Below are 25,247 nucleotides of genomic sequence, written 5' to 3' on the forward strand. Positions count from 1 at the left end.
CTTTTTTCAATATCGCCCGCGCCCTTGGGCCAGCCTCAGTTGCTGAACATCAGCGCGGTCAGCAGGAAATCCAGCCCCAGCACCGCCAGCGACGCGATCACCACGGTGCGGGTGGTCGCACGCGAGACGCCCTCGGGCGTCGGCTTGGCCTCGAAGCCCTGGTACAGGGCAATGAACGTCACGGCAATGCCAAAAATGAAGCTCTTGATCACGCCATTGAGCACGTCGGCGCGCACGTCGACGCCGCCCTGCATCTGCGACCAGAAAGCGCCGGCGTCGACGCCGATCAGCTGCACGCCGACCACGTAGCCGCCCAGGATGCCCACCGCGCTGAAGATCGCCGCCAGCACTGGCATGGCAATCACGCCCGCCCAGAAACGCGGCGCGACCACGCGCTGCAGCGGATTCACCGCCATCATTTCCATCGCGGTCAGTTGCTCGCCCGCCTTCATCAGGCCGATCTCGGCAGTCAGCGAGGTGCCGGCGCGCCCCGCAAACAGCAGCGCGGTCACCACCGGTCCCAGTTCACGCACCAGCGACAGGGCCACCAGCAGGCCCAGCGCCTGCTCGGAGCCGTAGCGGTTCAGCGTGTAGTAGCCCTGCAGGCCGAGTACAAAGCCGACGAACAGGCCCGACACGGCGATGATCACCAGCGACAGGTTGCCGACAAAGAAAACCTGGTCGGTCACCAGCCGGAAGCGGCGCAGCAACGCCGGCGACAGGCCCAGCACGGTCAGGAACATGCGGGTGGCATGGCCCAGGCCCGTCACGTTGCGGCGTACGACCGCGCCGATGGTGGTAAAGAAACCGATCATCGCGCACCTCCGGCAAAGTCCTCGGCCAGCGACGGTCCCGGGTAGTGGAACGGCACCGGTCCGTCGGCCTCGGCGTGGACGAACTGATGCACGAACGGGTCGGTGGAGGCGCGCAATGCCGCGGGCTCGCCCTGCGCGGCGATGCGCCCGTCGGCAATGAAATACACGTAGTCGGCGATCTGGAAGGTCTCGTGCACGTCATGCGAGACGATGATCGTGGTCGCGCCGAGCGCGTCGTTCAGGCTGCGGATCAGGCGGGCGGTCAGGCCGAGCGAGATCGGGTCGAGGCCGGCGAAGGGCTCGTCATACATCAGCAGCGCGGGATCGAGCGAGATCGCGCGCGCCAGCGCCACGCGCCGCGCCATGCCGCCCGAGATCTGCGACGGCATCAGGTCGCGCGCACCGCGCAGGCCGACCGCGTTCAGCTTCATCAGCACTAGGTCGCGGATCATCGAATCCGGCAGGTCGGTATGCTCGCACAGCGGGAAGGCCACATTGTCGAAGACCGACAAATCGGTAAACAGCGCGCCGAACTGGAACAGCATGCCCATCTGGCGCCGCACCGCATACAGGCCGCGGGTATCGAGCTGGTGGATATCGGTGCCATCGAAGCGCACCGTGCCCGCCTGGGGGCGCACCTGGCCCCCGATCAGCCGCAGCACCGTGGTCTTGCCGCACCCCGAACCGCCCATGACCGCGATCACCTTGCCACGCGGGAATTGCATGGTGAGGCCGGACAGGATGGGCTTGCCGTGGGCCGCATAAGCGAAATCCACCGCATTCAGTTCGACGAGGTTTTGAGCAGGGTCGGTCACGTTGGCACCGGTCGGGACAGGGGCGCATTATAAGGTGTACTACCTAGCCCTGCTGGCACCCGTGTTTCGCGCGCCACATCGCTGCCCGACTGATGCAATAGGAAAACGTCCGAGCCTGTTTCCGTCCGAGCCTGTTTCCGTGAGCGAAAATTTTCGCTTCAGGGTTCCTGCACGTGGCTGACGTCCCGCAGGATCACCTGCCATTGGAACGATTCCGAGCGGATGGCCGTGGCGAAGGCCTCCGGCGAATCGCGCAGCGTCGTCAATCCGGCCGCCTGCAGCCGGGAGCGCACCTCGCGCTCGGCCATCACCGTATCGAGTTCGACTGCCAACCGCGAAACGATCGCCCGCGGCGTCTTGGCGGGTGCCATCACGCCAAACCAGGCCGACGCCGCGTATCCCTCCAGCCCCGACTCCTGCAGCGTCGGCACCAGCGGCGCCAGCGGCGAGCGGGCCATGCCGGTCACGCCGATCAGCCGCAGCCCGCCGCTGCGGACCTGGCTCTGCACCGCGGCAAACGAACAGAAGCAGGCACTGATGCGGCCGGCGAGCATCTCCTGGACCACCGCGGCCTCGCCCTTGGCGGTGACCAGCGGCACGCCGTTGCGGATGCCACGCACGGCGTACTCGGCGTACAGGTGGGACGGGCTGCCCGGCTGGCCGTAGCCGTAGCTGTAGGAGCCCGGGTTGGATTTCACCGCGGTCATCCATTGCTCCGGCGTACGCATCGGCAGCCGGGCGTCGATCACCAGGAACAGCGGCGTGGTGGCGACCCGCGCCACCGGCGTGAAATCGCGCACGACGTCGTATGGCACCGGCTCCAGCCCAGGCTGGATCAGCATATTGGCCTGGTGGAACAGCAGCGTATGGCCGTCCGAGCTGGCCTTGGCGACGACATCGCCGGCAGTGGTGCCGGCTGCGCCGGGGCGGTTGTCGACCTCCATCTGCACGCCCAGCCGCGCCGACAGGCGCTCGGCCAGCAGGCGGGCGACCGCGTCGGCCACGCCGCCGGCCGGGAACGGCACGATCAGGCGCATCGGCCGGTTCGGGAACGACATGCTGCGTACCAGCTGTGGCCCGGTTACAGCGGGCGTCGCGGGCACGGCGAGGGCGGCCGTGGCACAGCCCAGGGCATACAGGCACACGAGAGGCGGGAGCCAGCGTCCGAGCACCGTCCATGCAGACGGCCACGACGCAAACTTCACTTTACCTCGCCAAAGGTGCGGCATATTGCGCACTTCGGTCATCAATTTCCTCCCACCCATCCCCTGAGGGGACGGCGAGCTGGTTCTGGGGAAAAAGGATTCGCGAGGCGGTTTCCGTTAGTTGTTTTTTAAAAATTGTAAGTACATTGCCGCGACGGCCACAGGCACGTAAACCATAGCCGGGAGAACCCTGAAGGCCTTGTCCAGCCTTGCCGAACGCGCCATGTCCGCAGTGCCTGCCGCACCGCGGCCCGGCATGCGCCGCCGGCTATAATCGCGCGATGACGAGGTTTCCCCTACGGCCCATGGCGGCCGCCGACCTGCCTGCCGTGCTGGCCGTGCAGGCCGCCTGCTATGCCGAAGTGCTGCTGGAAAGCCGCGACGCGCTGGCCAGCCGGCTGGCGCTCTCCCCCACCACCTGCTGGGTCGCCGACGATCCGCACCGGCCCGGCACCCTGGCCGCCTACCTGTTCACCCATGCCTGGCCGGAGACCAGCCTGCCGCCGCTCGATGGCGTGCTCGATGGCGTGCTCGACGACGGCTGGCAGCAGGCGCCGGCGCCCCTGACCTGGTTTGTCCACGACATGGCCGTGGCGCCGGCCGGGCGCGGCGGCGGGCTGGCGGCACGCCTGTACGCGGCAGCGCAGGCGGCCGCGGTGGCGGCCGGACTGAAGCATTCGCGGCTGATTGCCGTACAGTCGGCGGCGCCCTGGTGGCGCAGGCTCGGGTACGCACCGGTGGCGGCGGAGACCGCGTCGCAACACGCCGACAAGCTGGCGGACTATGGTGCCGCCGCGGTCCTGATGGAAAGGTCGCTGACCAGTTGAGGCCCGTCCGCGGCGCAGCGTGTGCGCAACGAAAAAAGCCCGCCGGCTTGCGCCAGGCGGGCTTTTTGCTGCGGCAGTGACCTGCGGTTCAGCGCGGCAGGTCGGTATGCCCCATCAGGAACGCATCGACCGAACGCGCGGCCTGCCGGCCTTCGCGGATGGCCCACACCACCAGCGACTGGCCACGGCGCACGTCGCCGGCGGCGAACACCTTGGGCACGTTGGTGTGGTAGGCGCGCTCGCCTTCGGTAGCGGCCTTGGCGTTCCTGCGCGCATCGGTATCGACGCCGAAGGCTTCCAGCATCGAGCCCACCGGGTTGGTGAAGCCCATCGCCAGCAGCACCAGGTCGGCCGGCAGGATGAACTCGCTGCCTTCCACTTCCTGCATGCGGCCATCCTTCCATTCGACGCGGCAGGCCTTCAGCGCGGTGACCTTGCCGTTCTCGCCGATGAATTCCTTGGTGGCGACCGACCAGTCGCGCTCGCAGCCTTCATCGTGCGACGACGAGGTGCGCAGCTTGATCGGCCAGTACGGCCACACCAGCGGCTTGTTCTCTTCCTCCGGCGGCTGCGGCAGCAGTTCGAACTGGGTCACCGAGGTGGCGCCGTGGCGGTTGGACGTGCCCACGCAGTCGGAGCCCGTATCGCCGCCACCGATCACGATCACGTTCTTGCCTTCGGCGCGGATGTCGTTGGCGCCATCGCCAGCCACTTCCTTGTTCTGCGGAATCAGCATTTCCAGCGCGAAGTGGATGCCGTCCAGGTCGCGGCCCGGCACCGGCAGGTCGCGCGGCACTTCCGAGCCGCCCGCCAGCACCACGGCGTCGAACTGGTCCATCAGGGCCTGGGCCGAGATGGTTTCACGCGCATAGTTCTTGATGCCGGCCGGCAGTTCGCCGTCGGTCACCATCACGCCGGCGCGGAAGGTCACGCCTTCGGCCTGCATCTGTTCCATGCGGCGGTCGATCAGCGACTTCTCCATCTTGAAGTCGGGGATGCCGTAGCGCAGCAGGCCGCCGATGCGGTCGTTCTTCTCGAACACGGTCACGTCATGGCCGGCGCGTGCCAGCTGTTGCGCGGCAGCCATGCCGGCGGGGCCGGAGCCGACCACGGCGACGGTCTTGCCGGTCTTGTGGCGCGGCAGTTGCGGTTTGACCCAGCCTTCTTCCCAGGCCTTGTCGATGATGGCGTGCTCGATCGACTTGATGCCCACGGGCAGCTCGTTGATGCCCAGCGTGCAGGCGGCCTCGCACGGTGCCGGGCAGATGCGGCCGGTGAACTCGGGGAAGTTGTTGGTCTGGTGCAGCACCTCGATCGCCGACTTCCAGTCCTGGCGGTACACCAGGTCGTTGAAGTCGGGGATGATGTTGTTGACCGGGCAGCCGTTGTTGCAGAACGGGATGCCGCAGTCCATGCAGCGCGCACCCTGGATCTTCGCTTCGCTGTCGGACAGCGCGAACACGAATTCCTTGTAGTGCTTCACGCGCTTGACTACCGGTTCGTAGCCCTCATTCTGGCGCGGAAATTCGAGAAAGCCAGTCGCCTTACCCATGTTGCGTCCTTGGTCATGCTGCGCGGGACCGGCGGCGTCGCCGGCCCTGCGGTGGGGTCAGTATCTTGTCAGGGCCGCGGCGGCTGCCGCGACCCATCGCTGCTTGGTTCTGCGCTCAGGCCGCGATGGCTTCGCGGTCGCTGTCGCGGGCGGCCTGTTCCTTGGCGTACATCTCGCCCAGCGCGCGCTTGTACTCGGTCGGGAAGACCTTGACGAACTTGCGGCGTGCCGTGGTCCAGTCGGCCAGCAGCGCCTTGGCGCGCTCGGAACCGGTGTAGCGGAAATGCTGCTCGATCAGGCTGCGCAGGATGGCTTCATCCAGCACGCGCTTGCCGTCGACCTTGTGCCACGAAGCCTGGGGCTGGCCCTTCTCCTGGTCGGCCGAGGCCAGCACGGCTTCCAGTGCCACCATCGAGGTGTTGCAGCGCTTGTCGAACAGGCCGTCCTCGTCATAGACGTAGGCCACGCCGCCCGACATGCCGGCCGCGAAGTTGCGGCCGGTGCCGCCCAGCACCACCACCGTGCCGCCGGTCATGTACTCGCAACCGTGGTCGCCGGTGCCTTCCACTACCGCCACGGCGCCCGAGTTGCGCACCGCGAAGCGCTCGCCGGCCACGCCGTTGAAGAACGCTTCGCCGGCGATGGCACCGTACAGCACGGTGTTGCCGACGATGATGTTGCGGGTCGGATCGCCGCGGAACTCGTGCGGAGCGCGCACGATCACGCGGCCGCCCGACAGGCCCTTGCCAACGTAGTCGTTGCCGTCGCCCACCAGGTCCAGCGTGATGCCGTGCGCCAGGAACGCGCCGAACGACTGGCCGGCGGTGCCTTGCAGCTGGATGTGGATGGTGTCGTCGGGCAGGCCTTCGTGGCCGTATTGCTTGGCGACCACGCCGGACAGCATCGCGCCCACCGTACGGTTGACGTTCTTGACCGGCTGGATGAACGACACGCGCTCGCCCTTCTCGATCGCCGGACGCGCCTTGGCGATCAGCACGTGGTCCAGCGCCTTGCCGGCTTCGGCCGACAGGCCGTGGTCCTGCACATCGGTGTGGTACAGCGGCACGTCCGCGCCCAGCGACACCTGGTGGAAGATGCGGCTGAAGTCCAGGCCGCGCGCCTTCCAGTGCTCGATGCCGGCCTTGGTGTCGAGCAGGTCGGCGCGGCCGATCAGCTCGTCGAAGGTGCGGATGCCCAGCTGGGCCATGATCTCGCGGGCCTCTTCCGCAACGAAGAAGAAGAAGTTGACCACGTGTTCCGGCTTGCCCTGGAACTTCTTGCGCAGCTGCGGATCCTGCGTGGCCACGCCCACCGGGCAGGTGTTCAGGTGGCACTTGCGCATCATGATGCAGCCCTCGGCCACCAGCGGTGCCGTGGCGAAGCCGAACTCGTCGGCGCCCAGCAGCGCGCCGATGACGACGTCGCGGCCGGTCTTCATCTGGCCGTCGGCCTGCACGCGGATGCGGTTGCGCAGACCGTTCAGCAGCAGCGTCTGCTGCGTCTCGGCCAGGCCCAGCTCCCACGGCGTGCCGGCGTGCTTGATCGACGACCACGGCGAAGCGCCGGTGCCGCCGTCATGGCCGGCGATCACGACGTGGTCGGCCTTGGCCTTCGACACGCCCGCGGCCACCGTGCCGACGCCCACTTCGGACACCAGCTTGACCGAGATATCCGACGACGGGTTGACGTTCTTCAGGTCGTGGATCAGCTGTGCCAGATCCTCGATCGAGTAGATGTCATGGTGCGGGGGCGGCGAGATCAGGCCGACGCCCGGCACCGAGTAACGCAGCTTGCCGATGTAGTCCGAGACCTTGTGGCCCGGCAGCTGGCCGCCTTCACCCGGCTTGGCGCCCTGCGCCATCTTGATCTGGATCTGGTCAGCCGAAGCCAGGTACTCGGCGGTCACGCCGAAACGGCCCGACGCCACCTGCTTGATCTTGGAACGCAGCGAGTCGCCGTCCTTCAGCTCCAGGTCCGTCTCGATCACGCCGTCGCCCAGCACGCTCTTCAGCGTATCGCCCTGCTTGATGGGGATGCCGCGCAGCTCGTTCCGGTAGCGCTTCTCGTCCTCGCCGCCTTCGCCGGTGTTGGACTTGCCGCCGATGCGGTTCATCGCCAGCGCCAGCGTGGTGTGGGCTTCGGTCGAGATCGAGCCGAGCGACATCGCGCCGGTCGCAAAGCGCCGCACGATCTCCTTGGCGGGCTCGACTTCTTCCAGCGGAATCGCCTTGGCCGGGTCGACCTTGAACTCGAACAGGCCGCGCAGCGTCATGTGGCGCTTGCTCTGGTCGTTGATGATGTTGGCGTATTCCTTGTACGTCTGGTAGGCGCCCTTGCCATCGTCGGCGCGCACCGAGTGCTGCAGCTTGGCGATCGAGTCCGGGGTCCACATGTGCTCTTCGCCGCGGATGCGGAAGGCGTACTCGCCGCCGGCGTCCAGCATGTTTTCCAGCACCGGGCTGTTGCCGAAGGCGTCCTTGTGCAGGCGCAGCGCTTCCTCGGCCACTTCGAAGATGCCGATGCCCTCGACGTTCGACGGCGTGCCGTGGAAGTACTTCTGCACCAGCTCGCGCGACAGGCCGATGGCTTCGAAGATCTGCGCGCCGGTGTACGACATGTAGGTGGAGATGCCCATCTTGGACATCACCTTGAACAGGCCCTTGCCGATCGCCTTGACGAAGTTCTTGACCGCCTTCTCGGGCGACAGGTCGCCCGACAGGCCGCTGGCCATGTCGGCCAGGGTTTCCATCGCCAGGTACGGGTGCACGGCTTCGGCGCCGTAGCCGGCCAGCAGCGCGAAGTGGTGCACTTCACGCGCGGTGCCGGTCTCGACCACCAGGCCGGTGGACGTGCGCAGGCCCTTCTCCACCAGGTGGTGGTGGATCGCGGAGGTGGCCAGCAGCGCGGGGATGGCGACATGGTCGGCATCGACCGGGCGGTCGGTCACGATCAGGATGTTGTAGCCCGAACGCACCGCATCCACGGCTTCGGCGCACAGCGAGGCCAGGCGCGCCTCGATGCCTTCCTTGCCCCAGGCGGTCGGGTAGCAGATGTTCAGTTCGTACGAACGGAACTTGCCGCCGGTGTAGTGCTCGATGTTGCGGATCTTGGCGATGTCCTTGAAGTCCAGCACCGGCTGGGACACTTCGAGGCGCATCGGCGGGTTGATGTTGTTCAGCTCGAGCAGGTTCGGCTTCGGGCCGATGAACGACACCAGCGACATCACCATGTTCTCGCGGATCGGGTCGATCGGCGGGTTGGTGACCTGGGCGAACAGTTGCTTGAAATAGTGGTACAGCGTCTTGTTCTTGGACGACAGGATCGCCAGCGGCGAGTCGTTGCCCATCGAGCCGGTGGCTTCTTCGCCGGCCAGCGCCATCGGCGCCATCAGGAACTTGACGTCTTCCTGGGTGTAGCCGAACGCCTGCTGGCGGTCCAGCAGCTTGGCCACCGGCTTCTTCTCGGCGGCGACGTCTTCCGGCTTGGCGTCGATCTCGTCCAGCTTGATGCGCACGGCATCGATCCAGCTCTTGTACGGCTTGGCGTTGGCCAGGTTGTCCTTGAGCTCCTTGTCGTCGATGATGCGGCCCTGCTCCATGTCGATCAGGAACATCTTGCCCGGCTGCAGGCGCCACTTTTCGACGATGCGCGACTCGGGGAACGGCAGCACGCCGGCTTCCGAGGCCAGCACCACGACGTCGTCCTCGGTCACGTAGAAACGTGCCGGGCGCAGGCCGTTGCGGTCCAGCGTGGCGCCAATCTGGCGGCCATCGGTGAAGCAGATCGCGGCCGGGCCGTCCCACGGCTCCATCATGGCGGCGTGGTATTCGTAGAAGGCGCGGCGGTTGTCGTCCATCAGCGTGTGCTGTTCCCAGGCTTCCGGGATCATCATCATCATCGCGTGGACGAGCGGGTAGCCGGCCATCGTCAGCAGTTCGAGACAGTTGTCGAACGATGCCGTATCGGACTGACCCGGGTAGATCAGCGGCCACAGCTTGGGCAGGTCGTCGCCCAGCACCGGCGACGAGATCGCGCCGGTACGCGCGTTGATCCAGTTGACGTTGCCTTTGACCGTGTTGATTTCGCCGTTGTGGGCGACCATGCGGTACGGGTGGGCCAGTTCCCAGGCCGGGAAGGTGTTGGTCGAGAAGCGCTGGTGCACCAGGGCCAGGGCCGACACGGCGCGCTGGTCCTGCAGGTCCAGGTAGTACTCGCCGACCTGGTTGGCCAGCAGCAGGCCCTTGTACACCACGGTGCGGGCCGACATCGACGGCACGAAGTATTCCTTGCCGTGCTTGAGCTTGAGCGCCTGGATGGCGTGGCTGGCGGTCTTGCGGATCACGTAGAGCTTACGTTCCAGCGCATCCGTGGTCATGATGTCGCGGCCACGACCGATGAAGATCTGGCGGATCACCGGCTCGGTCTTGCGCACCGTGGGGGACATCGGCATGTTGGCGTCGACCGGCACGTCGCGCCAGCCCAGCACGACCTGGCCTTCCAGGCGGACCGTGCGCTCCAGTTCCTGTTCGCAGGCCAGGCGCGAGGCGTGTTCCTTCGGCAGGAAGATCATGCCGACGCCGTATTCGCCGGCCGGCGGCAGGCTCACGCCCTGCGCGGCCATTTCCTCGCGGTAAAACTGGTCCGGAATCTGGATCAGGATGCCGGCGCCGTCGCCCATCAGCGCGTCCGCGCCGACCGCGCCCCGGTGGTCCAGGTTTTCCAGGATCTTCAGGCCCTGGGAGACGATCTCATGGGACTTCTTGCCCTTGATGTGCGCGACCATGCCGACGCCGCAGGCGTCGTGCTCGTTGGCCGGGTCGTACATGCCTTGCGCCTGCGGACGCAGTTGGTGCAGGTCGAGGGCGGAGGAAGACTCGCTGATTTGCTCGCTGGTCTGCGCTTGGGCCGAAAGGTTCTTCATTTGGTCCACGGGCTGAATTCCGGTGAAGGCTGCGCGAACTGCTGGACTACCGGAACGGGACCGCGCGCTTTCTTTAAATCCACCCAAACCGGTGGACCGGCGGGAAGGGAAATGGGGACGAAGCTGTCTGCGGGCCGCAGCGGCGTACACGAGCGTGACGCGCCGCACAATGACTGTGGGTGGAGCAACTATATGGGAATCGGGAAAGCCTCGCAAAAATTTTAAATGGGGTCAGAACACATTTAATATCGCACCGTTTCGGTGATCAAATTAAATGGGGACACATTATTTTTGCGCGGCTGGCGTCACCTGCCGGGATGGTGTCTGCACCTTTTTGGGGCGTCCCTTCGGAAGCGGCTGGACACGTCGGGTTGCCCCACGCTCGAGTTGCGCCAGGAATGCCTCGTCCCCCAGAGGCCAGCCGCTGTGGGCGTGGCTTCGAAGGGTCTGCAGCGTGCGGCCGGAAAGCCCCTCGGCGGTCAGCATGCGGTAGTTCGACTGGCGCTCGAACGGGGTATTGCCCAGCTCCCAATACGCAGAGTGGTCGCTCACAAACGGGCTCGCCTCGATGCCTGCGTGATGGCGGTAGCTGCTCCAGCGGTCCGCCTCGGGGGTCGACACCTCCCCCGCGCGCAGCGCATTGCCCTCGACATACAGCATGGCCGGCAGCATCCATGGCGCCGGTTCGAATACCGCGGAGCGGAAGCGTCCTTCCCACAGCGTGCCGGTGCGATTGGCCACGCGATTGAAATAGCGCGCATAGCGGCGTCCGACCGCCTGCATGGTCAGGCTCAGGGAATCTGGCCCCTTGGGGGTCGCCACAAGGTGGACATGATTGGGCCGCAGCGCGTAGGCGTGGACCGCCAGGTCATGCTCGCGCGCGGCCATGCGCAGGCAGTCGAGGTAGTGCAGGTAGTCGTCCGGGCCCAGGAAGACGTCCTGGCGATTGTTGCCGCGCTGCAACACCAAGGCAGGAAGTCCGGCGGGGGAGAAACGGGGGAGGCGGGCCATGGCAGGTCATGCGAGCGTCGATGCCCGCATGATAGCCTGATCCGTCCCCAATTTATGGCAAAGGCTGGCGCCCGTGCTTGCGCGTCAGTTGCCCTCGCTGACCGCGAAGATGCGCCGGTGCTCGCGGATCGCGTAACGGTCCGTCATGCCGGCAATGTAGTGCGCGATCAGCCGCGGCTGATCGGCGCCGTGGCCGGCCTGGTACTGCGGCGGCAGCAGGCGCGGATCGGACATGAAGGCTCCGAACAGATCGCCGACGATGCGCTGGGCCTTGGCCGACATCCGCATGACCAGGTAATGCCGGTACAGGTGCCGGAACAGGAAGCGCTTCAACGCCGCCGCTTCCTCATGGAGCTGGGGACTGAAGCCCACCAGGGGGCCGGCGGCCCGCACCGCGTCGATATTGCGCGGGTTGGCGGCGGCGATATTGCGGCTGGTGGTCTCGATCAGGTCGACGATCAGCGTATTGATCATGCGCCGGACCGTCTCGTTGATGGCGCGCCGGCCGTTCACGCCCGGGAAGGCATCGGCCACCTCGGCGCGATGGCGCGCCCACATCGGGACTTCGTCCAGCTGCTCCAGCGTCAGCAGGCCGGAGCGCAGGCCATCGTCGATATCGTGGTTGTTGTAAGCGATCTCGTCGGCCAGGTTGGCCAGCTGCGCTTCCAGCGACGGCTGCGTGCCCTCGAGGAAGCGCCGGCCCAGCTCGCCCAGCGCCGCGGCATTGACGCGCGAGCAATGCTTCAGGATGCCCTCGCGGGTCTCGAAGGTCAGGTTCAGGCCATTGAAGCCGCCGTAGCGCTCCTCCAGCTCGTCCACCACCAGCAGGCTCTGCAGGTTGTGCTCGAAGCCGCCATGGTTCTTCATGCAGGCGTTGAGCGCATCCTGCCCGGCATGGCCGAAGGGCGTGTGGCCCAGGTCGTGCGCCAGCGAGATGGCCTCGACCAGATCTTCGTTGAGGCGCAGGTTGCGGGCGATCGAGCGGGCGATCTGCGCCACCTCCAGGCTATGGGTGAGCCGGGTGCGGAACAGGTCTCCTTCATGGTTGACGAAGACCTGGGTCTTGTACTCGAGCCGCCGGAACGCGGTGCTGTGGATGACCCGGTCGCGGTCGCGCTGGAATTCGCTGCGCGACTGCGAAGCGGGTTCGGCGTGCACCCGCCCACGCGTCTGCGCGGAGCGGGCGGCGTACGGGGCGAGGTGGCTTTCAAAGTCGGTCATGCGGCAATCCGTTGGCTGGAGGTTTGGGGGCCTGGGTTGCGAGGCATAACCGGTCAATTAAGCGACCGTGGCCTCGGTGGGAGGTTTAAGCACTGCGTGCTGCAGCGTGGCACGCAGGTCGGCGTCCGGCACCGTGGTGATGAACGCCTCGCCGAGCTTCTTCAGCAGGATGAACTTGATGCTGCCGGCCTCGGCCTTCTTGTCGACCTTCATCATTTCGATATAGCGGTCGGTGCCCAGTTCCGGCGCCACCACCGGCAGGTTGGCCGCCAGCGTCAGTTCGCGGATGCGGGCGCGGGTCTCGGTGTCGATAAAGCCCAGCCGGTGCGACAGGTCGGCGGCCATCACCATGCCGCAGCCCACCGCCTCGCCGTGCAGCCAGGCGCCGTAGCCCATGCCGGCCTCGATCGCATGGCCGAAAGTGTGGCCGAAATTGAGGATGGCACGCAGGCCGCCCTCGCGCTCGTCCTGCGCCACCACGCCGGCCTTGATTTCACACGAACGTTGCACCGCCACCGCCATCAGCTCAGGGTCGCAGTCGTTCAGCGCCTTGATATTGCGCTCGATCCAGGCAAAGTACTCGGCGTCGGCGATGGCACCGTGCTTGATCACCTCGGCCATGCCGGCGGCCAGCTCGCGCGGGGGCAGCGTGCGCAGCGTGTCGATATCGGCGATCACCGCGTTGGGCTGGTGGAACGCGCCGATCATGTTCTTGCCGAGCGGGTGGTTGATGCCGGTCTTGCCGCCCACCGACGAATCCACCTGCGACAGCAGCGTGGTCGGCACCTGGATGAACGGCACCCCGCGCATATAACAGGCGGCGGCAAACCCGGTCATGTCGCCCACCACCCCGCCGCCCAGCGCCACCAGCGTGGTCTTGCGGTCGGCGCCGGCCTGCAGCAGCGCGTCGAAGATCAGGTTCAGCGTTTCCCACTGCTTGAAGGCCTCGCCGTCGGGCAGCGTGACCGTGCGCACGGTCTTGCCGAGCGACTTCAGGTTGGCCTCGACGCGCGCCGCATAGAGCGGACCCACGGTCTCGTTGGTAACAATGACGGCGTGCTGGCCGCGCACGTGCGGGCGCAGCAGTTCGGCGTTGTCGAGCAGGCCGGTACCGATATGGATGGGGTAGCTGCGCGCTCCCAGGTCGACTTCAAGCGTGATCATGGATGAGTGGGGTCCTGCGGCGCCGGTTGCGCGGGATGGATCGCAAAGCCGGCCATTTCGAGTTGCATCAGCACCATATTAGCAAGCTGCGCCACCGAAGGCTTGCCGGTTTCAATAATGAAATCCGCCACCTCGCGATAAAGCGGGTCGCGCTGGGCGTACAGCGCCTCGAGCTTGCCCTTGGGATCTTCGGTCTGCAGCAGCGGGCGGTTGCGGTCGTGGCGGGTGCGCAGCCACAGGTCGTGGGGGCTTGCGCGCAGGTAGACCACGGTGCCGCGGGCCTTCAGCACCTCGCGGTTTTCGGCGCGCAGCACCGCGCCGCCGCCGGTGGCCAGCACGATGCCCTGGCGGGCGGTCAGTTCGCGGATCATCGCGGTCTCGCGGTCGCGGAAGCCGGCTTCGCCCTCGACCTCGAAGATCACCGGGATGCGCACGCCGCAGTGTGCCTCGATCTCGTGATCGGAATCGAAAAACGGATAGTGCAGACGCCGCGCCACCGTGCGGCCCACGGTGGTCTTGCCGGCGCCCATCAGGCCGACGAAAAAGAGATTGGGTCGATCGGATTCCGGTCGGTCGGATTCCTGTCGATCGGGGTGCGGGCGCGGTGCCGACCCTGTCGCAGAGGCTGTCACGGGACTGTCGTTCGGGAGCGCGGCGCCTGGGCCACCCTCCCCGGTTAGGAACTGCATCATCTTCTTATGTTGTGGTGCGCACGGCAAGTGCCGGATGCAGCATCAGCCACATCCACGCGTGTCTTGCCGCGCATGCCGGCCTCCTCCTGGCCTGGCTGGCCACCGGTCCAGTCCGGCGGCAACAAAAAAGGCCGCATCTGTCGATGCGGCCTGCCAGTCTACTGTATCCGGCGTCGAACCCCCGACGCGATCAGCGCAGCGACACGCTTTCGTTCAGGATCCGCGGCGTCAGGAACACCAGCAGCTCGGTCCGGTTGCGGACCTTGGCATTGTTCTTGAACAGGTAGCCCAGCACCGGGATATCGCCCAGCAGCGGCACCTTGTCGGTGTCGTTGGACTCAGTCTGCGTGTAGATGCCGCCGATCACCACGGTGCCGCCGTTTTCCACCAGCACCTGGGTCTGCACGTGCTTGGTGTCGATGGCAAAGCCCGACGTGGTCTGGATGCCGACGCTGTCCTTGTTGACGTCCACGTCCAGCAGCACATTGCCTTCAGGCGTGATCTGCGGCGTCACCTCCAGCTTCAGGTTGGCCTTGCGGAACTGTACCGAGGTGGCGCCGCTGGAGGTGGCAGCCTGGTACGGCAGCTCGGTGCCCTGCTCGATCAGCGCCTTGATGTTGTTCGCGGTGACCACGCGCGGGCTGGAAATGATCTTGCCCTTGCCGTCCGCCTCGAGCGCCGACAGCTCCAGCGCCAGGAAACGCGTGGCGGCGCTGTTGAACAGGCTGACCGCGACATTGGCCGGGTTGGTGCCGTTGATCGAGGCGGCCGGCAGGCTCAGGAACGGGCCGTTGTCCGAGGTCGCGCCCGGCAGCACGTTGTTGTAGGTGTTGCCGACTCTCGCGTTGTTGTACTGCCCGGCGAAGCCCAGCTTCACGCCGAGGTTGCGGCTGAAGGAATCGGTGGCTTCGACGATACGCGCCTCGATGATGACCTGGCGCACCGGGATATCGATCTTGCCGATGAAGCTCTGCACCTCTTCCAGCTTGCTGGCGATATCCGACACGAACAGCTGGTTGGTGCGCGCATCGGCGGTCAGCGAGCCGCGCTTGGACAGCATGCGCGCACTCGCGCCCGCGCCACCCGCCACACCGGCCGGGGCCGCTGCGCCGCCGCCGGCACTCATGCCCAGCAGCATCCGGCGCACGTCCTCGGCGCGCTGGTAGTTGAGCTGGAACACCTGGCTGCGGATCGGCTCGAGGTCATTGATCTGCTGCTGCGACTCCAGCTCGAGCTTTTCCTTGGTCTGGAGTTCCGCCTTGGGCGCCACCCACAGCACATTGCCGTTGCGGCGCGAGGCCAGCCCCTTGGCATCCATCACGATCTGCAGGGCCTGGTCCCACGGCACATCCTTCAGCCGCAGCGTGATATTGCCCTGCACGCTTTCGCTGGTGATGATGTTCAGGTTGGTGAAATCCGCAAACACCTGCAGCAGCGAACGGATGTCGATGTTCTGGAAGTTCAGCGACAGGCGCTCGCCACGGTAGCCCGGGCCGCTGATCAGCTTGGTGGGGTCTTCCTTGACGGGCCGCACCTCGACCACGAACTGGGTGTCGGTCTGGTAGGAACTGTATTCCCAGTGGCCGCGCGGCTCGATGGTCAGGCGTGCGTTGCCGTTGGTGTCGGAGGCAAGCAGGCTGTGCACCGGCGAGCCGAAGTCGCTGACATCAAAGCGCCGCCGCAGGTGCTCGGGCAGCGTGGTGCCGAGGAAATCGACCACCACGTTCTTGCCCTGCTGCGCGATATTGATGCCCGAATCGCGCGAGGACAGGTCCACCACCACGCGCCCGGCGCCGTCCGCACCGCGCCGGAAGTCGATATGGCGCACCGACGGCCGCGCCGCCGCGGCGGCCGGCGTCATCGTCGCGGCCGGGGCGAACGTGGGCGCAGCGTTCTTTACCGCCGGCGCCACATTGTCCAGCGCCACCACGAAGACATTGCCGCGCAGATCGGTACGATAGGTGGCGTTGCGCGTGAGCTCGAGGATCATGCGGGTGCGGCTGCCGATCTGCACCACGTTGGCAGCCTTGACCACCTTGCCGCCGTAGTCATACTGCGCGCGCCCGTTGGCAATGCCGGTGTCGGCAAAATCGATCGCGAGCCGTGCCGGGTTCTGCGTGGTGAAATCCACCGGCTTCTGCGCCAGCGGCCGTTCGAGTTCGACCGTCAGCACGGTCTGCTCGCCGACCGTGCTGACGTCCACCGCCTTGATCCGGTTGCTTTGTGCCAGTGCTGCCGGTGCGGCAATCAGCAGCAACAGCGCCAGCGTCGCGCTTGCGGCGCCCGCGAGCGCACGATACCAGCGCGCGGGGGTCATGCCGACACCTCCAGCTTGAGGCTGGTCATTTTCTCTTTCCACTCGGATACCCCCTCCCGGACTAATTCGCGCAACACGATCTCCTGATCGGTGATGCGGACCACCCGGCCGTAACTCTGGCCGAGATACTGACCCACCTTCACGTGGTGGATCTTGTTATCGACGCGTACGACGCCGAAGGTCTCCCCCTGCTTCTTCAGCATCCCGAGCATCTTGAAATTCTCGAGGGGGTAGTCTTCCAGCGGCTGGCGCGGCCGCCCGGCTTCGGGCGAATCCGACAGCGTCTTGTTCAGTTCGCCGATTTTTGCCTGGGCGAAGGGCTCCGGCGCATTGGCCGCGGCATACTCGCGCGGTACGTAGGGCCTGGGCTCGGGCAACGGCTCGGGCGGCTTGGCGCGAGCGTTGCGCGTAGCGTCCATCCACTGGCGCAGCATGTCTTCATCGCTGGCACCGCAGGCGCCAAGCAGGCCGGCGGCGAGCATGGCAACGGCGAGTACGCGAGGCGATGCCGGCAGGCGCGGCCATGCCGAGCCGCCAGTACGAGGGGGACGATGGGTGCGGCTCACTTGGCACCTCCCGTCTTGGCGGCGGCGGCAGCCGCGGCGGCCTTGCGCTGCGCGGCCTGCTCGTCAGGATCGAGCGCACGGTACGCCATGGCCACCGCCTCCATCGAGAGGCCGCCCTCCTTGGTATGGGCAAGCTGCAGGCTTTGCATCGACACGATCCGCGACAGCGCGGCCACGTCGGCGTTGAATTGCGCCACCTCGTGGTAGCGGCCGGTCACGCGCAGGTTCACCGGGATCTCGGCAAAGTAAGGCTTGAGCACCGCCGCCTGGGGCTTGAACAGCTCGAACTGCAGGCCGCGCGCCACGCCGGCATGGTTGACGTCGGCCAGCAGCGCGTCCATCTCGGTCTTGTTGGGCAATTGCCGCTCCAGCAGGGCGACGCGTTGCTCGACCTGCTTCTTCTGCTCGCGCAATGCGTCGAGGTTGGCCACCTGCGCCACCTTGGACTGGTACGCCTGCTTCAGGTTTTCCTGCTCCAGCCGCTGGCGGTCGAGCTCGTCGAACTTGCCGCTCCAGTAGAACTGCCAACCCAGCAGCAGCACCAGCGCCGCGGCCATCACGGCGAACAGCACGCGCGGCGCCGCCGGCCACGTTTCCGGCTCGTTGAGGTTGAGCCCGCGGAACTGGCTCGTCAGGTCGGCCAGGTTGATTTCTGAATTGAGCGCCATGGTCAGGCTGCCTTTCCGGATGCGGCTGCAGGGACGGGAGCGGGTGCGGCGGCGGGCTTGCCCGGCGTGCCTTTCTTGCTATCGGCGCCCGGCGGCGTTTCCGGCGCGCGGTACGCGAAGCGCATCGAGAAATCGAACAGCCGGCGCTGCTCGCGCAGGTTGTTGGTCATGGTGACCGCCTTGGACTCGACCAGCTCGGCCTTGTCGAGCCACTGCACGCCGCCAAGGTTGCGCAGCAGTTCGGAAATGCGCTCATTGGACTGCGCCACGCCGGCGATGGTGAAGGCCTCGCCCGCCTGCTTCAGGCTGGTCAGGTAGACGCCTTCCGGCACCTGGCGCACCAGTTCCTCCAGCAGCTGGACCGGGCGGTTGCGCTCGGTCTGCAGGCTCTCCACCGCCTTCTGGCGCTGCAGCAGCGCGTCGATATCCTTCTTGAGGCTGTTGACCTCACGGATCTGGCCGTCGAGCCTGGCATTCTCCGCGCTCAGCACCTGGTTCAGCGCGACCACGGAGTCGATACGACCGTCGATATAGAGCCCGCCCAGCAGCACGACGGCGGCACCGGCCGCGGCCGCGCCGCCAAGCAGGGAATACACCTTCTTGCGCCGCGCTGCCTTGCGGGCTTCATGGTAAGGCAGCAGGTTGACCGAAGGCAGCGTGTTCGTGGACATTCGAATGCCTCCGGTGCGTTATTGCAGGCCGCGCAGGGCCAGGCCGGCACTGACGATATACGCCGGCAGGTCGCGCTGCAGGTAGCGCTCGTTGACCTTGGCGTGAGTCGCCATGTTGGCGAACGGATTCGCCAGCGTGGTGGTGATCCTGGTCTGCTGCTGGATCGCCGCCTGCACGCCCAGCAGCGACGCATGGCCGCCCGACAGCAGGATCTCGTCGACGCGTCCCAGGCTGGAGCTGGCGATGAAGTTGCCGATCGCGGCCTGCACTTCCAGCGCCAGCGATTCCAGCGACGGCTTGAGCAGCTGCGCGCGCCACGCTTCGGGCAGCGTATTCTTGCGCTTCTTGATCTCGGCCTTGAGCGCGTCGAGCGTGAACATGCGCGCCGCGCTCTGCGTGAGCTGGTCGCCATAGCTGTTCAGCGGCTGCTCGTAGAGCTCTTTCCAGCCCTGGTAGAAGATCGCCTTGGAGCGGCTGCCGCCGAGGTGGACCACCGCCACCACGGGCAGCGCGCGGGCATCGGCCTCGGACATTTCGTGGGGCACGCCCAGCATCTGCACGATCGAGCGCTGCACCGCGTACTCTTCGACGTCCATCACCTGGGGCTTGAGCCCGGCCATTTCGGCAGCGGTCACGCGCTCCTGCACGCGGTCGCTGTTGGCCGCGGTGACGCGCACGCCGATGCCGCCCTCGGTCTCGCTGGGGCCGATCACGGCGAAGTCGAAGTTGACCGCCTGCGAGGGCGGATAGAGCCGGTGTGCCTCGGACTCGACCTGCGAATACAGCTCGTCCTCGGACAAGTTGTCCGGCAAGCTGACCGTCTGTGATTCGGTCAGCATGGACGGCACGCCCAGCACCACGTCTTTCGAGCGGATGCCGGCCTTGCCGAGCGCACGCTTGAGCGCGATCCCGACGGCTTCAATGTTGATGACGTTGCCATCGGCAACGGCGTTGCGGTCCAGCAGTTCGCTGGCGCACTTTTCCAGCCGATAGTCGTGCTTGCCGCCACCGACGGACAGCTCGACTACCTTGATACTGGACGACCCGATATCCACGCCGACCGTAGTCCGGCGCAGAAGCCCCGACAAAATGCCCCGTCGCAAGGTGACCCCCCTGACTTTGAACTCGCCCTCGGCTTGTACGCTCTAATCGGGCGAGCCTTGTTTCTTGACCGAAACACTTGCTCTTATATGTTGGCCGATTCTTACAAAAACCGGCATCGGTGGCAATGTGCCGGTCTGACCACGCTTTCTTTTTCAGAAGACTCTCGCCAATCCGTTGCCAAAACCCCACGGTCGTCGGGTTCCCTTCCTCGCCAGCTTGCTGCATGTAACTTCGCCCTGCTTGCCGCCTTCCGCTGTCTTACATCTTGTAACAGCGTGGTAGCGGCGCGCGGAGCACTGCGCGCGCGGAGCGCCCGATGCCGGAAGATATAATGCCCGGCACCCCTGACTAGGTATTTTCCTTATGGCCACAGCACAACAGAAGCCGACCCGCCCTGCCCGCCGCCCGATCTGGGCGCGCTTCATGTTCTGGGCGGTGGGGCTGGTTGTTGCCGGTGTCGTCATGATCGCGCTGCTGCTCGGCTACGCGCTGCTGGTGGCTGCGCCCAACCTGCCCTCGCTGGACACCATCACCGACTACCGGCCCAAGATCCCGTTGCGGATCTACACGGCGGACAATGTGCTGATCGGCGAGTTCGGCGAAGAGCGCCGCAACTTCGTGCCGATCGCCGAGATCCCCGACGTGATGAAAAAGGCCGTCCTGGCGATCGAGGACGACCGCTTCTACGAACACGGCGGCGTGGACTTCGTCGGCGTGATGCGCGCGGGGCTGGCCAACCTGCGCGGGGGCCTGTCGCAAGGTGCGTCGACCATCACCATGCAGGTGGCGCGCAACTTCTTCCTGTCGAGCGAGAAGACCTACACCCGCAAGATCTACGAGATGCTGCTGGCGTACAAGATCGAGGCCAACCTGAACAAGGACCAGATCCTCGAGCTGTACATGAACCAGATCTACCTGGGCCAGCGCGCATATGGCTTCGACAGCGCCGCGCGCGTGTACTTCGGCAAGTCGGTGCGCGACGTGACGCCGGCCGAGGCCGCGATGCTGGCCGGCCTGCCCAAGGCGCCGTCGGCGTACAACCCGGTGGTGAACCCGCGCCGCGCCAAGGTGCGCCAGGAATACATCCTGCAGCGCATGCGCGACCTGCGCTACATCACGCCCGAGCAATATGACGCAGCGGTGCACGAGGAACTGAAGGTGCGCACCGAGGGCAACGAGTTCTCGACCCACGCCGAGTACGTCGCCGAAATCGTGCGCCAGCTGATGTACGCGCAGTACCGCGAAGAAACCTATACGCGCGGCCTGACGGTCTACACCACGCTGACCAAGCCCGACCAGGATGCGGCGTACGAAGCCGTGCGCACCGGCATCATGAACTACGAGCGCAAGCACGGCTACCGCGGCCCCGAAGCCTTTATCGACCTGCCTTCCGATCCGGCCGAGCGCGAGCAGGCGATCGACGATGCGCTGGTCGAGCACCCGGGCAGCGGCGACCTGCGCTCGGCCGTGGTCACCAGCGTGTCGTCCAAGCAGGTCAAGGCCACGCTGCTGTCGGGCGAGGTGGCGACCATCGAAGGCTCGGCGCTGCGCTTTATCTCGCCGTCGATGTCGGCCAATGCCCAGCCCAAGATGAAGATGCGTCCCGGCGCGATCATCCGCGTGACGCAGGATGACAAGGGCAACTGGTCGGTCACGCAGCTGCCGGAAGTGGCCGCCGCGTTCGTGTCGCTGAGCCCGCAGGACGGCGAGATCCGTGCGATGGTGGGCGGCTTCGACTTCAACCGCAACAAGTTCAACCGCGTGACGCAGGCCTGGCGCCAGCCGGGTTCGAGCTTCAAGCCGTTCATCTATTCGGCGGCGCTGGAGAAGGGTTTCTCGCCGGCCACGGTAATCAATGACGCGCCGCTGACGATCGGCCCCGATACCGGCGGCCAGGTGTGGGAGCCGAAGAACTACGACGGCCGCTTCGAAGGCCCGATGACCATGCGCCGCGCGCTGGCCAAGTCCAAGAACCTGGTTTCGGTGCGGATCCTGCGCGCGATCGGCACGCAGTATGCGCAGGACTACATCACCCGCTTCGGCTTCGAGGCCGACAAGCATCCCGCCTATCTGCCGATGGCGCTGGGCTCCGGCGCCGTGACGCCGCTGCAGATGGCGGGCGCGTACTCGGTATTCGCCAACGGCGGCTACCGCGTCAACCCGTACCTGATCCAGAAGGTGGTGGATGCGCGCGGCAACGTGATCTCCGAAACCCATCCGCAACGCGCCGGCACCGATGCCGTGCGCGTGCTCGACGCACGCACCGCCTTTATCGCCGACACCATGCTGCGCGACGTGGTCCGCTACGGTACCGCCAGCAGCGCCAAGCAGCGCCTGGGCCGCAACGACCTGGCCGGCAAGACCGGTACCACCAACGACGCGGTCGATGCCTGGTTCGCCGGCTACACGCCCAACCTGGTGGCAATCGCCTGGATGGGCTACGACCAGCCCAAGAGCCTGGGCGTGCGCGAGACCGGTGGCGGGCTGGCGCTGCCGATCTGGGTCGGCTACATGAGCAAGGCGCTCAAGGGCGTGCCCGAGTCGCCGGAACGGCCGGCGCCCGAAGGCGTGCTGATGGTGGGCGGCGACTGGACCTTCGAGGAGAACGCGGGCGGTGCCGGCGTGGCCTCGGTGGGCCTGGGCGATCCGTGGCCGGGCAAGCCGGAGGAATCCACGACGACGACACCGTCGCCGGATACCGAGCAGGAGAAGCGCAAGATCCTGGAAATGTTCGGCGGGGCTTGAGCTTCAAAGGCTGAGGGTGGTGGGTTAAAACCGTTGGCCCTGCTTGTTGTGATTCCTGGCTAGACCACCCCTCACCCCAACCCTCTCCCCTGATGGGAGAGGGAGAACACCTTGCTGAGGCCAGTTCGGGCGGCTCTGGTGCACCCAAACCCGTCGCCTTAGCTTAGCTTCAGCGTCGTTCCTGCCTGCTCGCTCACATAGCCCGACAGCGCCGCGTACAGCTCGCCGCCGTTGCGCGTGTCGATCCAGCGCTCGCCTTCGCGGCGGAAGTGGAAGCCGCCGGAGCGCGCCGCGACCCACAGTTCCTGCATTGGCGCCTGGCTGTTGATGATGATCTTGGAGCCGTTCTCGAACTCCAGCTCCATCACGTTGCCGGTGCGGCTGATTTCCACATCGGCATCGGCCGCGTCGGCAGCCGCTTCGACCGCGGCTTCGATGCGGTCCAGCTCCTGCGTGGCCAGGGCGAGGAACTCGCTTTCGCTCAAGGGGGGCATGCTAAACTCCGAGACCGCCGTTGCCGCCGCTGCCCGAACCGGGCGTACGTGGCGCGAACGGCGTTTTTTGTTGAGAATTCATGTAGCGCAGTGCCTGGACGACCCGGCCCGCAATGCGTCATTGCGCGTCATTGCGCGTCATTGCGCCGGATCTCGCCAACGTCATGCCAACAGCCTAAAGGACGACCGATGGGACAACCGATGCTGCGTCGTGTTGCGATTGTATCGGCGTTTGCCGCCACCCTTGCGATGCCCCTGCTGGCCGGATGCGGCATCCGCGGGCCGCTGACCATGCCCAAGGTACCGCCCGAGCCGACTGCGCCCACCGTGGCCGATCCCGGCCTGGGCCGCACCGATGCGGTGCCCCTTCCTACGCCTGCTCCGGCACCGGCTCCGGCCGACCAGCCGGCATCGTCGCCCGCCGCCCCCACTACCCGATAACCATGACCGCTTTCTTCCATCGCCAGGACGGTGCGCTTGCCGTCGAGCAGGTACCGCTGGCGCAGATCGCCGCTGAATTCGGCACGCCCACCTATGTCTATTCGCGCGCGGCGCTGACCGCTGCGTACCAGGCCTACGCCGCCGCCTGCCAAGGCCGCAAGGCGCAGGTCCAGTACGCCATGAAGGCCAATTCCAACCTGGCGGTGCTGCAGGTGTTCGCCAAACTGGGGGCGGGCTTCGACATTGTCTCGGGCGGCGAACTCAAGCGCGTGCTGGCCGCCGGCGGCGATGCGCGCAAGGTGGTGTTCTCGGGCGTGGGCAAGAGCGCGGCGGAGATGGAACTGGCGCTGGCGCACGACGTGCGCTGCTTCAATGTCGAGTCGATCCCCGAGCTGGACCGATTGAACGAGGTTGCCGGCCGGCTCGGCAAGCGCGCGCGCGTGTCGCTGCGCATCAACCCGGATGTCGACGCCAGGACCCATCCGTATATTTCCACCGGCCTGAAGGGCAACAAGTTCGGCATTGCCTTCGAGGACGTGCTGCCGACCTACCGCGCCGCGGCGGCGCTGCCGCACCTGGAAGTGACCGGCATCGACTGCCATATCGGCTCGCAGATCACTGAGGTCGAGCCCTACCTGGAAGCGCTGGACAAGGTGCTGGACGTGGTCGAGGCACTTGAGCGCGAGGGCATCAACCTCGAGCACATCGACGTGGGCGGCGGCCTGGGCATCACCTACACCGACGAGACCCCGCCCGACATCACCGGCTTTGCCACCACGCTGCTCGAACGCGTGGCCGCGCGTGGCCATGGCCACCGCGAGGTGCTGTTCGAGCCGGGCCGTTCGCTGGTGGGCAATGCCGGCGTGCTGCTGACGCAGGTGGAATTCCTCAAGCCCGGCGAAGCCCGGAATTTCTGCATCGTGGATGCAGCCATGAACGACCTGGCCCGACCGGCAATGTACGAGGCGTACCACCGCATCGAGCCGGTGGCGCTGCGCGCTGCTGCGCCGGTGACCTACGACATCGTCGGCCCGGTATGCGAGTCGGGCGACTGGCTTGGCCGCGACCGCGCGCTGGCGGTGCAGCCGGGCGACCTGCTGGCGGTGATGTCCGCCGGCGCGTACGGCTTCACCATGAGCTCGAACTACAACACCCGCCCGCGCGCCGCCGAAGTGATGGTGGACGGCGCCCGCGTGCACCTGGTGCGCGAGCGCGAGCTGGTCGAAGACCTGTTCCGCGACGAGCGCCTGCTGCAGGACTGATCTGCGCAGCGCAGCCGGCTATGGGGCCGGCTGCGGCGCTGCAGTTCATCAGGCAGCCCTGCCCTTGCGCGCCCACCACCAGACCCGCATCCCCAGCAGCACGAATACCACCGCGGCATAGATCGAGACTTCGCCGAAGTCGTTCTTGCCCGCCTTGTGCCACCAGTAGTGCAGGATCGCCAGCACCGCGGTCGCATAGACCAGCTTGTGCAGCGCCTGCCAGCGCTTGCCGCCCAGGCGGCGCACCATGCCGTTGGTCGACGTCAGCGCCAGCGGCACCATCAGCACGAACGCCGTGAACCCCACCGTGATGAAGGGACGCTTGTACACGTCCTTGATCATGTAGGCCAGGTCGAAGCCGCGATCCACGCCGATCCACAGCAGGAAGTGCTGCAGCCCATAGAAGAACGCAAACAAACCCAGCATGCGGCGCAGCCTGATCAGCCAGTTCCAGCCGGTCAGCCGGCGCAGCGGCGTGATCGCCAGCGTCAGGCACAGCATCACCAGGGTCCAGGTGCCGGTGGAGCGGGTGACGAATTCCAGCGGGTTGGCGCCGTATTGCCCGGTTGCGCCAAGGTAAAGCAGCCGGACGAACGGCAGCAGCGCCAGCAGCCACAAGGCGATCTTGATGGCGCGCACGCGCTGCGGCGACAGCGCTGCCAGGCCGGCCGGCTGCTTGCGCGCCACGCCGCCCGCGGCGGTCGCGGCGGTCGCGGCGGTCGCGGCGTTGGTAGTGGAAGCCATGCGTTCGCCTG

General features: G+C 66.4%; 20 protein-coding genes. 4 read left to right on the top strand and 16 right to left on the bottom strand.

Annotation, left to right across the window (positions count from 1 at the left end):
* Positions 1-35 precede the first annotated feature (35 nt).
* The 3 genes from mlaE to JTE92_RS28670 form a co-directional block, all read right to left on the bottom strand.
* Positions 36-815: a lipid asymmetry maintenance ABC transporter permease subunit MlaE gene (gene mlaE / locus JTE92_RS28660; RefSeq protein ID WP_063241242.1), complete on the bottom strand. Its 780-nt coding sequence runs from the start codon at positions 813-815 to the stop codon at positions 36-38.
* A complete protein-coding gene (locus tag JTE92_RS28665) occupies positions 812-1,630 on the bottom strand; it encodes an ABC transporter ATP-binding protein (protein WP_063241243.1) in 819 nt (272 codons plus the stop codon). The genes mlaE and JTE92_RS28665 overlap by 4 nt, the downstream gene beginning before the upstream one ends.
* 158 nt (positions 1,631-1,788) lie before the next feature.
* Positions 1,789-2,877 carry a Bug family tripartite tricarboxylate transporter substrate binding protein gene (locus JTE92_RS28670; protein ID WP_063241244.1) on the bottom strand — a complete coding sequence of 363 codons (1,089 nt, stop codon included), beginning with the start codon at positions 2,875-2,877 and terminating at the stop codon, positions 1,789-1,791.
* Between the two features lie 239 nt (positions 2,878-3,116).
* On the opposite strand from JTE92_RS28670, the gene JTE92_RS28675 reads away from it, so the two are divergent.
* Entirely contained in the window at positions 3,117-3,662 is a 546-nt protein-coding gene (locus tag JTE92_RS28675) for a GNAT family N-acetyltransferase (RefSeq protein WP_063241245.1), read from the top strand.
* Positions 3,663-3,750: 88 nt separating this feature from the next.
* On the opposite strand, the gene JTE92_RS28680 is transcribed toward JTE92_RS28675, so the two are convergent.
* From JTE92_RS28680 to pilM, 11 genes are all read right to left on the bottom strand, one after another.
* The gene (locus tag JTE92_RS28680; RefSeq protein WP_063241246.1) at positions 3,751-5,214 is read right to left on the bottom strand and encodes a glutamate synthase subunit beta; all 1,464 of its coding nucleotides are present in this window, start codon (positions 5,212-5,214) and stop codon (positions 3,751-3,753) included.
* Positions 5,215-5,329: 115 nt separating this feature from the next.
* Complete coding sequence (locus JTE92_RS28685; RefSeq protein WP_371136916.1) at positions 5,330-10,135, bottom strand: glutamate synthase-related protein; 4,806 nt, start codon at positions 10,133-10,135, stop codon at positions 5,330-5,332.
* Positions 10,136-10,420: 285 nt separating this feature from the next.
* Positions 10,421-11,146 (bottom strand): transposase, encoded by a 726-nt coding sequence (locus JTE92_RS28690; protein WP_063241248.1) that lies wholly within the window; start codon positions 11,144-11,146, stop codon positions 10,421-10,423.
* An 84-nt stretch (positions 11,147-11,230) separates the two neighbouring features.
* On the bottom strand, positions 11,231-12,367 hold the full coding sequence (locus tag JTE92_RS28695) for a deoxyguanosinetriphosphate triphosphohydrolase (RefSeq protein ID WP_063241249.1): 1,137 nt from the start codon (positions 12,365-12,367) through the stop codon (positions 11,231-11,233).
* 57 nt (positions 12,368-12,424) lie between these two features.
* Positions 12,425-13,531 carry a 3-dehydroquinate synthase gene (gene aroB, locus JTE92_RS28700; RefSeq protein ID WP_063241250.1) on the bottom strand — a complete coding sequence of 369 codons (1,107 nt, stop codon included), beginning with the start codon at positions 13,529-13,531 and terminating at the stop codon, positions 12,425-12,427.
* Positions 13,528-14,061, bottom strand: coding sequence for a shikimate kinase (locus JTE92_RS28705; RefSeq protein WP_063241251.1), 534 nt, complete (start codon positions 14,059-14,061; stop codon positions 13,528-13,530). The genes aroB and JTE92_RS28705 overlap by 4 nt, the downstream gene beginning before the upstream one ends.
* A gap of 352 nt (positions 14,062-14,413) precedes the next feature.
* On the bottom strand, positions 14,414-16,540 hold the full coding sequence (locus tag JTE92_RS28710; RefSeq protein WP_063241252.1) for a type IV pilus secretin PilQ: 2,127 nt from the start codon (positions 16,538-16,540) through the stop codon (positions 14,414-14,416).
* Positions 16,537-17,022, bottom strand: coding sequence for a pilus assembly protein PilP (locus JTE92_RS28715; RefSeq protein WP_063241253.1), 486 nt, complete (start codon positions 17,020-17,022; stop codon positions 16,537-16,539). Before JTE92_RS28715 ends, JTE92_RS28710 begins: the two co-directional genes overlap by 4 nt.
* A gap of 80 nt (positions 17,023-17,102) precedes the next feature.
* Positions 17,103-17,774, bottom strand: coding sequence for a type IV pilus inner membrane component PilO (locus tag JTE92_RS28720; RefSeq protein WP_029047611.1), 672 nt, complete (start codon positions 17,772-17,774; stop codon positions 17,103-17,105).
* Between the two features lie 2 nt (positions 17,775-17,776).
* Positions 17,777-18,445, bottom strand: coding sequence for a PilN domain-containing protein (locus tag JTE92_RS28725; protein ID WP_063241254.1), 669 nt, complete (start codon positions 18,443-18,445; stop codon positions 17,777-17,779).
* A gap of 18 nt (positions 18,446-18,463) precedes the next feature.
* Positions 18,464-19,534 carry a type IV pilus assembly protein PilM gene (gene pilM / locus JTE92_RS28730; protein WP_174544885.1) on the bottom strand — a complete coding sequence of 357 codons (1,071 nt, stop codon included), beginning with the start codon at positions 19,532-19,534 and terminating at the stop codon, positions 18,464-18,466.
* Positions 19,535-19,913: 379 nt separating this feature from the next.
* Between pilM and JTE92_RS28735 the strand changes: the two genes are divergently transcribed.
* Positions 19,914-22,295 (top strand): penicillin-binding protein 1A, encoded by a 2,382-nt coding sequence (locus JTE92_RS28735; protein ID WP_063241256.1) that lies wholly within the window; start codon positions 19,914-19,916, stop codon positions 22,293-22,295.
* Positions 22,296-22,453: 158 nt separating this feature from the next.
* Here JTE92_RS28735 and cyaY read toward each other — a convergent pair whose 3' ends face one another.
* Positions 22,454-22,789: an iron donor protein CyaY gene (gene cyaY / locus JTE92_RS28740; protein ID WP_063241257.1), complete on the bottom strand. Its 336-nt coding sequence runs from the start codon at positions 22,787-22,789 to the stop codon at positions 22,454-22,456.
* 201 nt (positions 22,790-22,990) lie between these two features.
* On the opposite strand from cyaY, the gene lptM reads away from it, so the two are divergent.
* Positions 22,991-23,230 (top strand): LPS translocon maturation chaperone LptM, encoded by a 240-nt coding sequence (lptM, locus tag JTE92_RS28745; protein ID WP_084254775.1) that lies wholly within the window; start codon positions 22,991-22,993, stop codon positions 23,228-23,230.
* A gap of 2 nt (positions 23,231-23,232) precedes the next feature.
* Positions 23,233-24,492 (top strand): diaminopimelate decarboxylase, encoded by a 1,260-nt coding sequence (gene lysA, locus JTE92_RS28750; RefSeq protein WP_063241258.1) that lies wholly within the window; start codon positions 23,233-23,235, stop codon positions 24,490-24,492.
* A 48-nt stretch (positions 24,493-24,540) separates the two neighbouring features.
* On the opposite strand, the gene msrQ is transcribed toward lysA, so the two are convergent.
* On the bottom strand, positions 24,541-25,236 hold the full coding sequence (msrQ, locus tag JTE92_RS28755; protein WP_116386871.1) for a protein-methionine-sulfoxide reductase heme-binding subunit MsrQ: 696 nt from the start codon (positions 25,234-25,236) through the stop codon (positions 24,541-24,543).
* Between the last annotated feature and the right edge of the window lie 11 nt (positions 25,237-25,247).

The sequence above is a fragment of the Cupriavidus oxalaticus genome, from assembly GCF_016894385.1.
GTDB lineage: Bacteria > Pseudomonadota > Gammaproteobacteria > Burkholderiales > Burkholderiaceae > Cupriavidus > Cupriavidus oxalaticus.

Bases quoted from the DNA above. Each gene is read 5' to 3' on its own strand.
- mlaE (WP_063241242.1), bottom strand. From the start codon at position 815: ATGATCGGTTTCTTTACCACCATCGGCGCGGTCGTACGCCGCAACGTG.
- JTE92_RS28670 (WP_063241244.1), bottom strand. From the start codon at position 2,877: ATGACCGAAGTGCGCAATATGCCGCACCTTTGGCGAGGTAAAGTGAAG.
- JTE92_RS28675 (WP_063241245.1), top strand. From the start codon at position 3,117: ATGACGAGGTTTCCCCTACGGCCCATGGCGGCCGCCGACCTGCCTGCC.
- JTE92_RS28680 (WP_063241246.1), bottom strand. From the start codon at position 5,214: ATGGGTAAGGCGACTGGCTTTCTCGAATTTCCGCGCCAGAATGAGGGC.
- JTE92_RS28685 (WP_371136916.1), bottom strand. From the start codon at position 10,135: ATGAAGAACCTTTCGGCCCAAGCGCAGACCAGCGAGCAAATCAGCGAG.
- JTE92_RS28690 (WP_063241248.1), bottom strand. From the start codon at position 11,146: ATGGCCCGCCTCCCCCGTTTCTCCCCCGCCGGACTTCCTGCCTTGGTG.
- JTE92_RS28695 (WP_063241249.1), bottom strand. From the start codon at position 12,367: ATGACCGACTTTGAAAGCCACCTCGCCCCGTACGCCGCCCGCTCCGCG.
- aroB (WP_063241250.1), bottom strand. From the start codon at position 13,531: ATGATCACGCTTGAAGTCGACCTGGGAGCGCGCAGCTACCCCATCCAT.
- JTE92_RS28705 (WP_063241251.1), bottom strand. From the start codon at position 14,061: ATGGGCGCCGGCAAGACCACCGTGGGCCGCACGGTGGCGCGGCGTCTG.
- JTE92_RS28710 (WP_063241252.1), bottom strand. From the start codon at position 16,540: ATGACCCCCGCGCGCTGGTATCGTGCGCTCGCGGGCGCCGCAAGCGCG.
- JTE92_RS28715 (WP_063241253.1), bottom strand. From the start codon at position 17,022: ATGCTCGCCGCCGGCCTGCTTGGCGCCTGCGGTGCCAGCGATGAAGAC.
- JTE92_RS28720 (WP_029047611.1), bottom strand. From the start codon at position 17,774: ATGGCGCTCAATTCAGAAATCAACCTGGCCGACCTGACGAGCCAGTTC.
- JTE92_RS28725 (WP_063241254.1), bottom strand. From the start codon at position 18,445: ATGTCCACGAACACGCTGCCTTCGGTCAACCTGCTGCCTTACCATGAA.
- JTE92_RS28735 (WP_063241256.1), top strand. From the start codon at position 19,914: ATGGCCACAGCACAACAGAAGCCGACCCGCCCTGCCCGCCGCCCGATC.
- cyaY (WP_063241257.1), bottom strand. From the start codon at position 22,789: ATGCCCCCCTTGAGCGAAAGCGAGTTCCTCGCCCTGGCCACGCAGGAG.
- lptM (WP_084254775.1), top strand. From the start codon at position 22,991: ATGCTGCGTCGTGTTGCGATTGTATCGGCGTTTGCCGCCACCCTTGCG.
- lysA (WP_063241258.1), top strand. From the start codon at position 23,233: ATGACCGCTTTCTTCCATCGCCAGGACGGTGCGCTTGCCGTCGAGCAG.
- msrQ (WP_116386871.1), bottom strand. From the start codon at position 25,236: ATGGCTTCCACTACCAACGCCGCGACCGCCGCGACCGCCGCGACCGCC.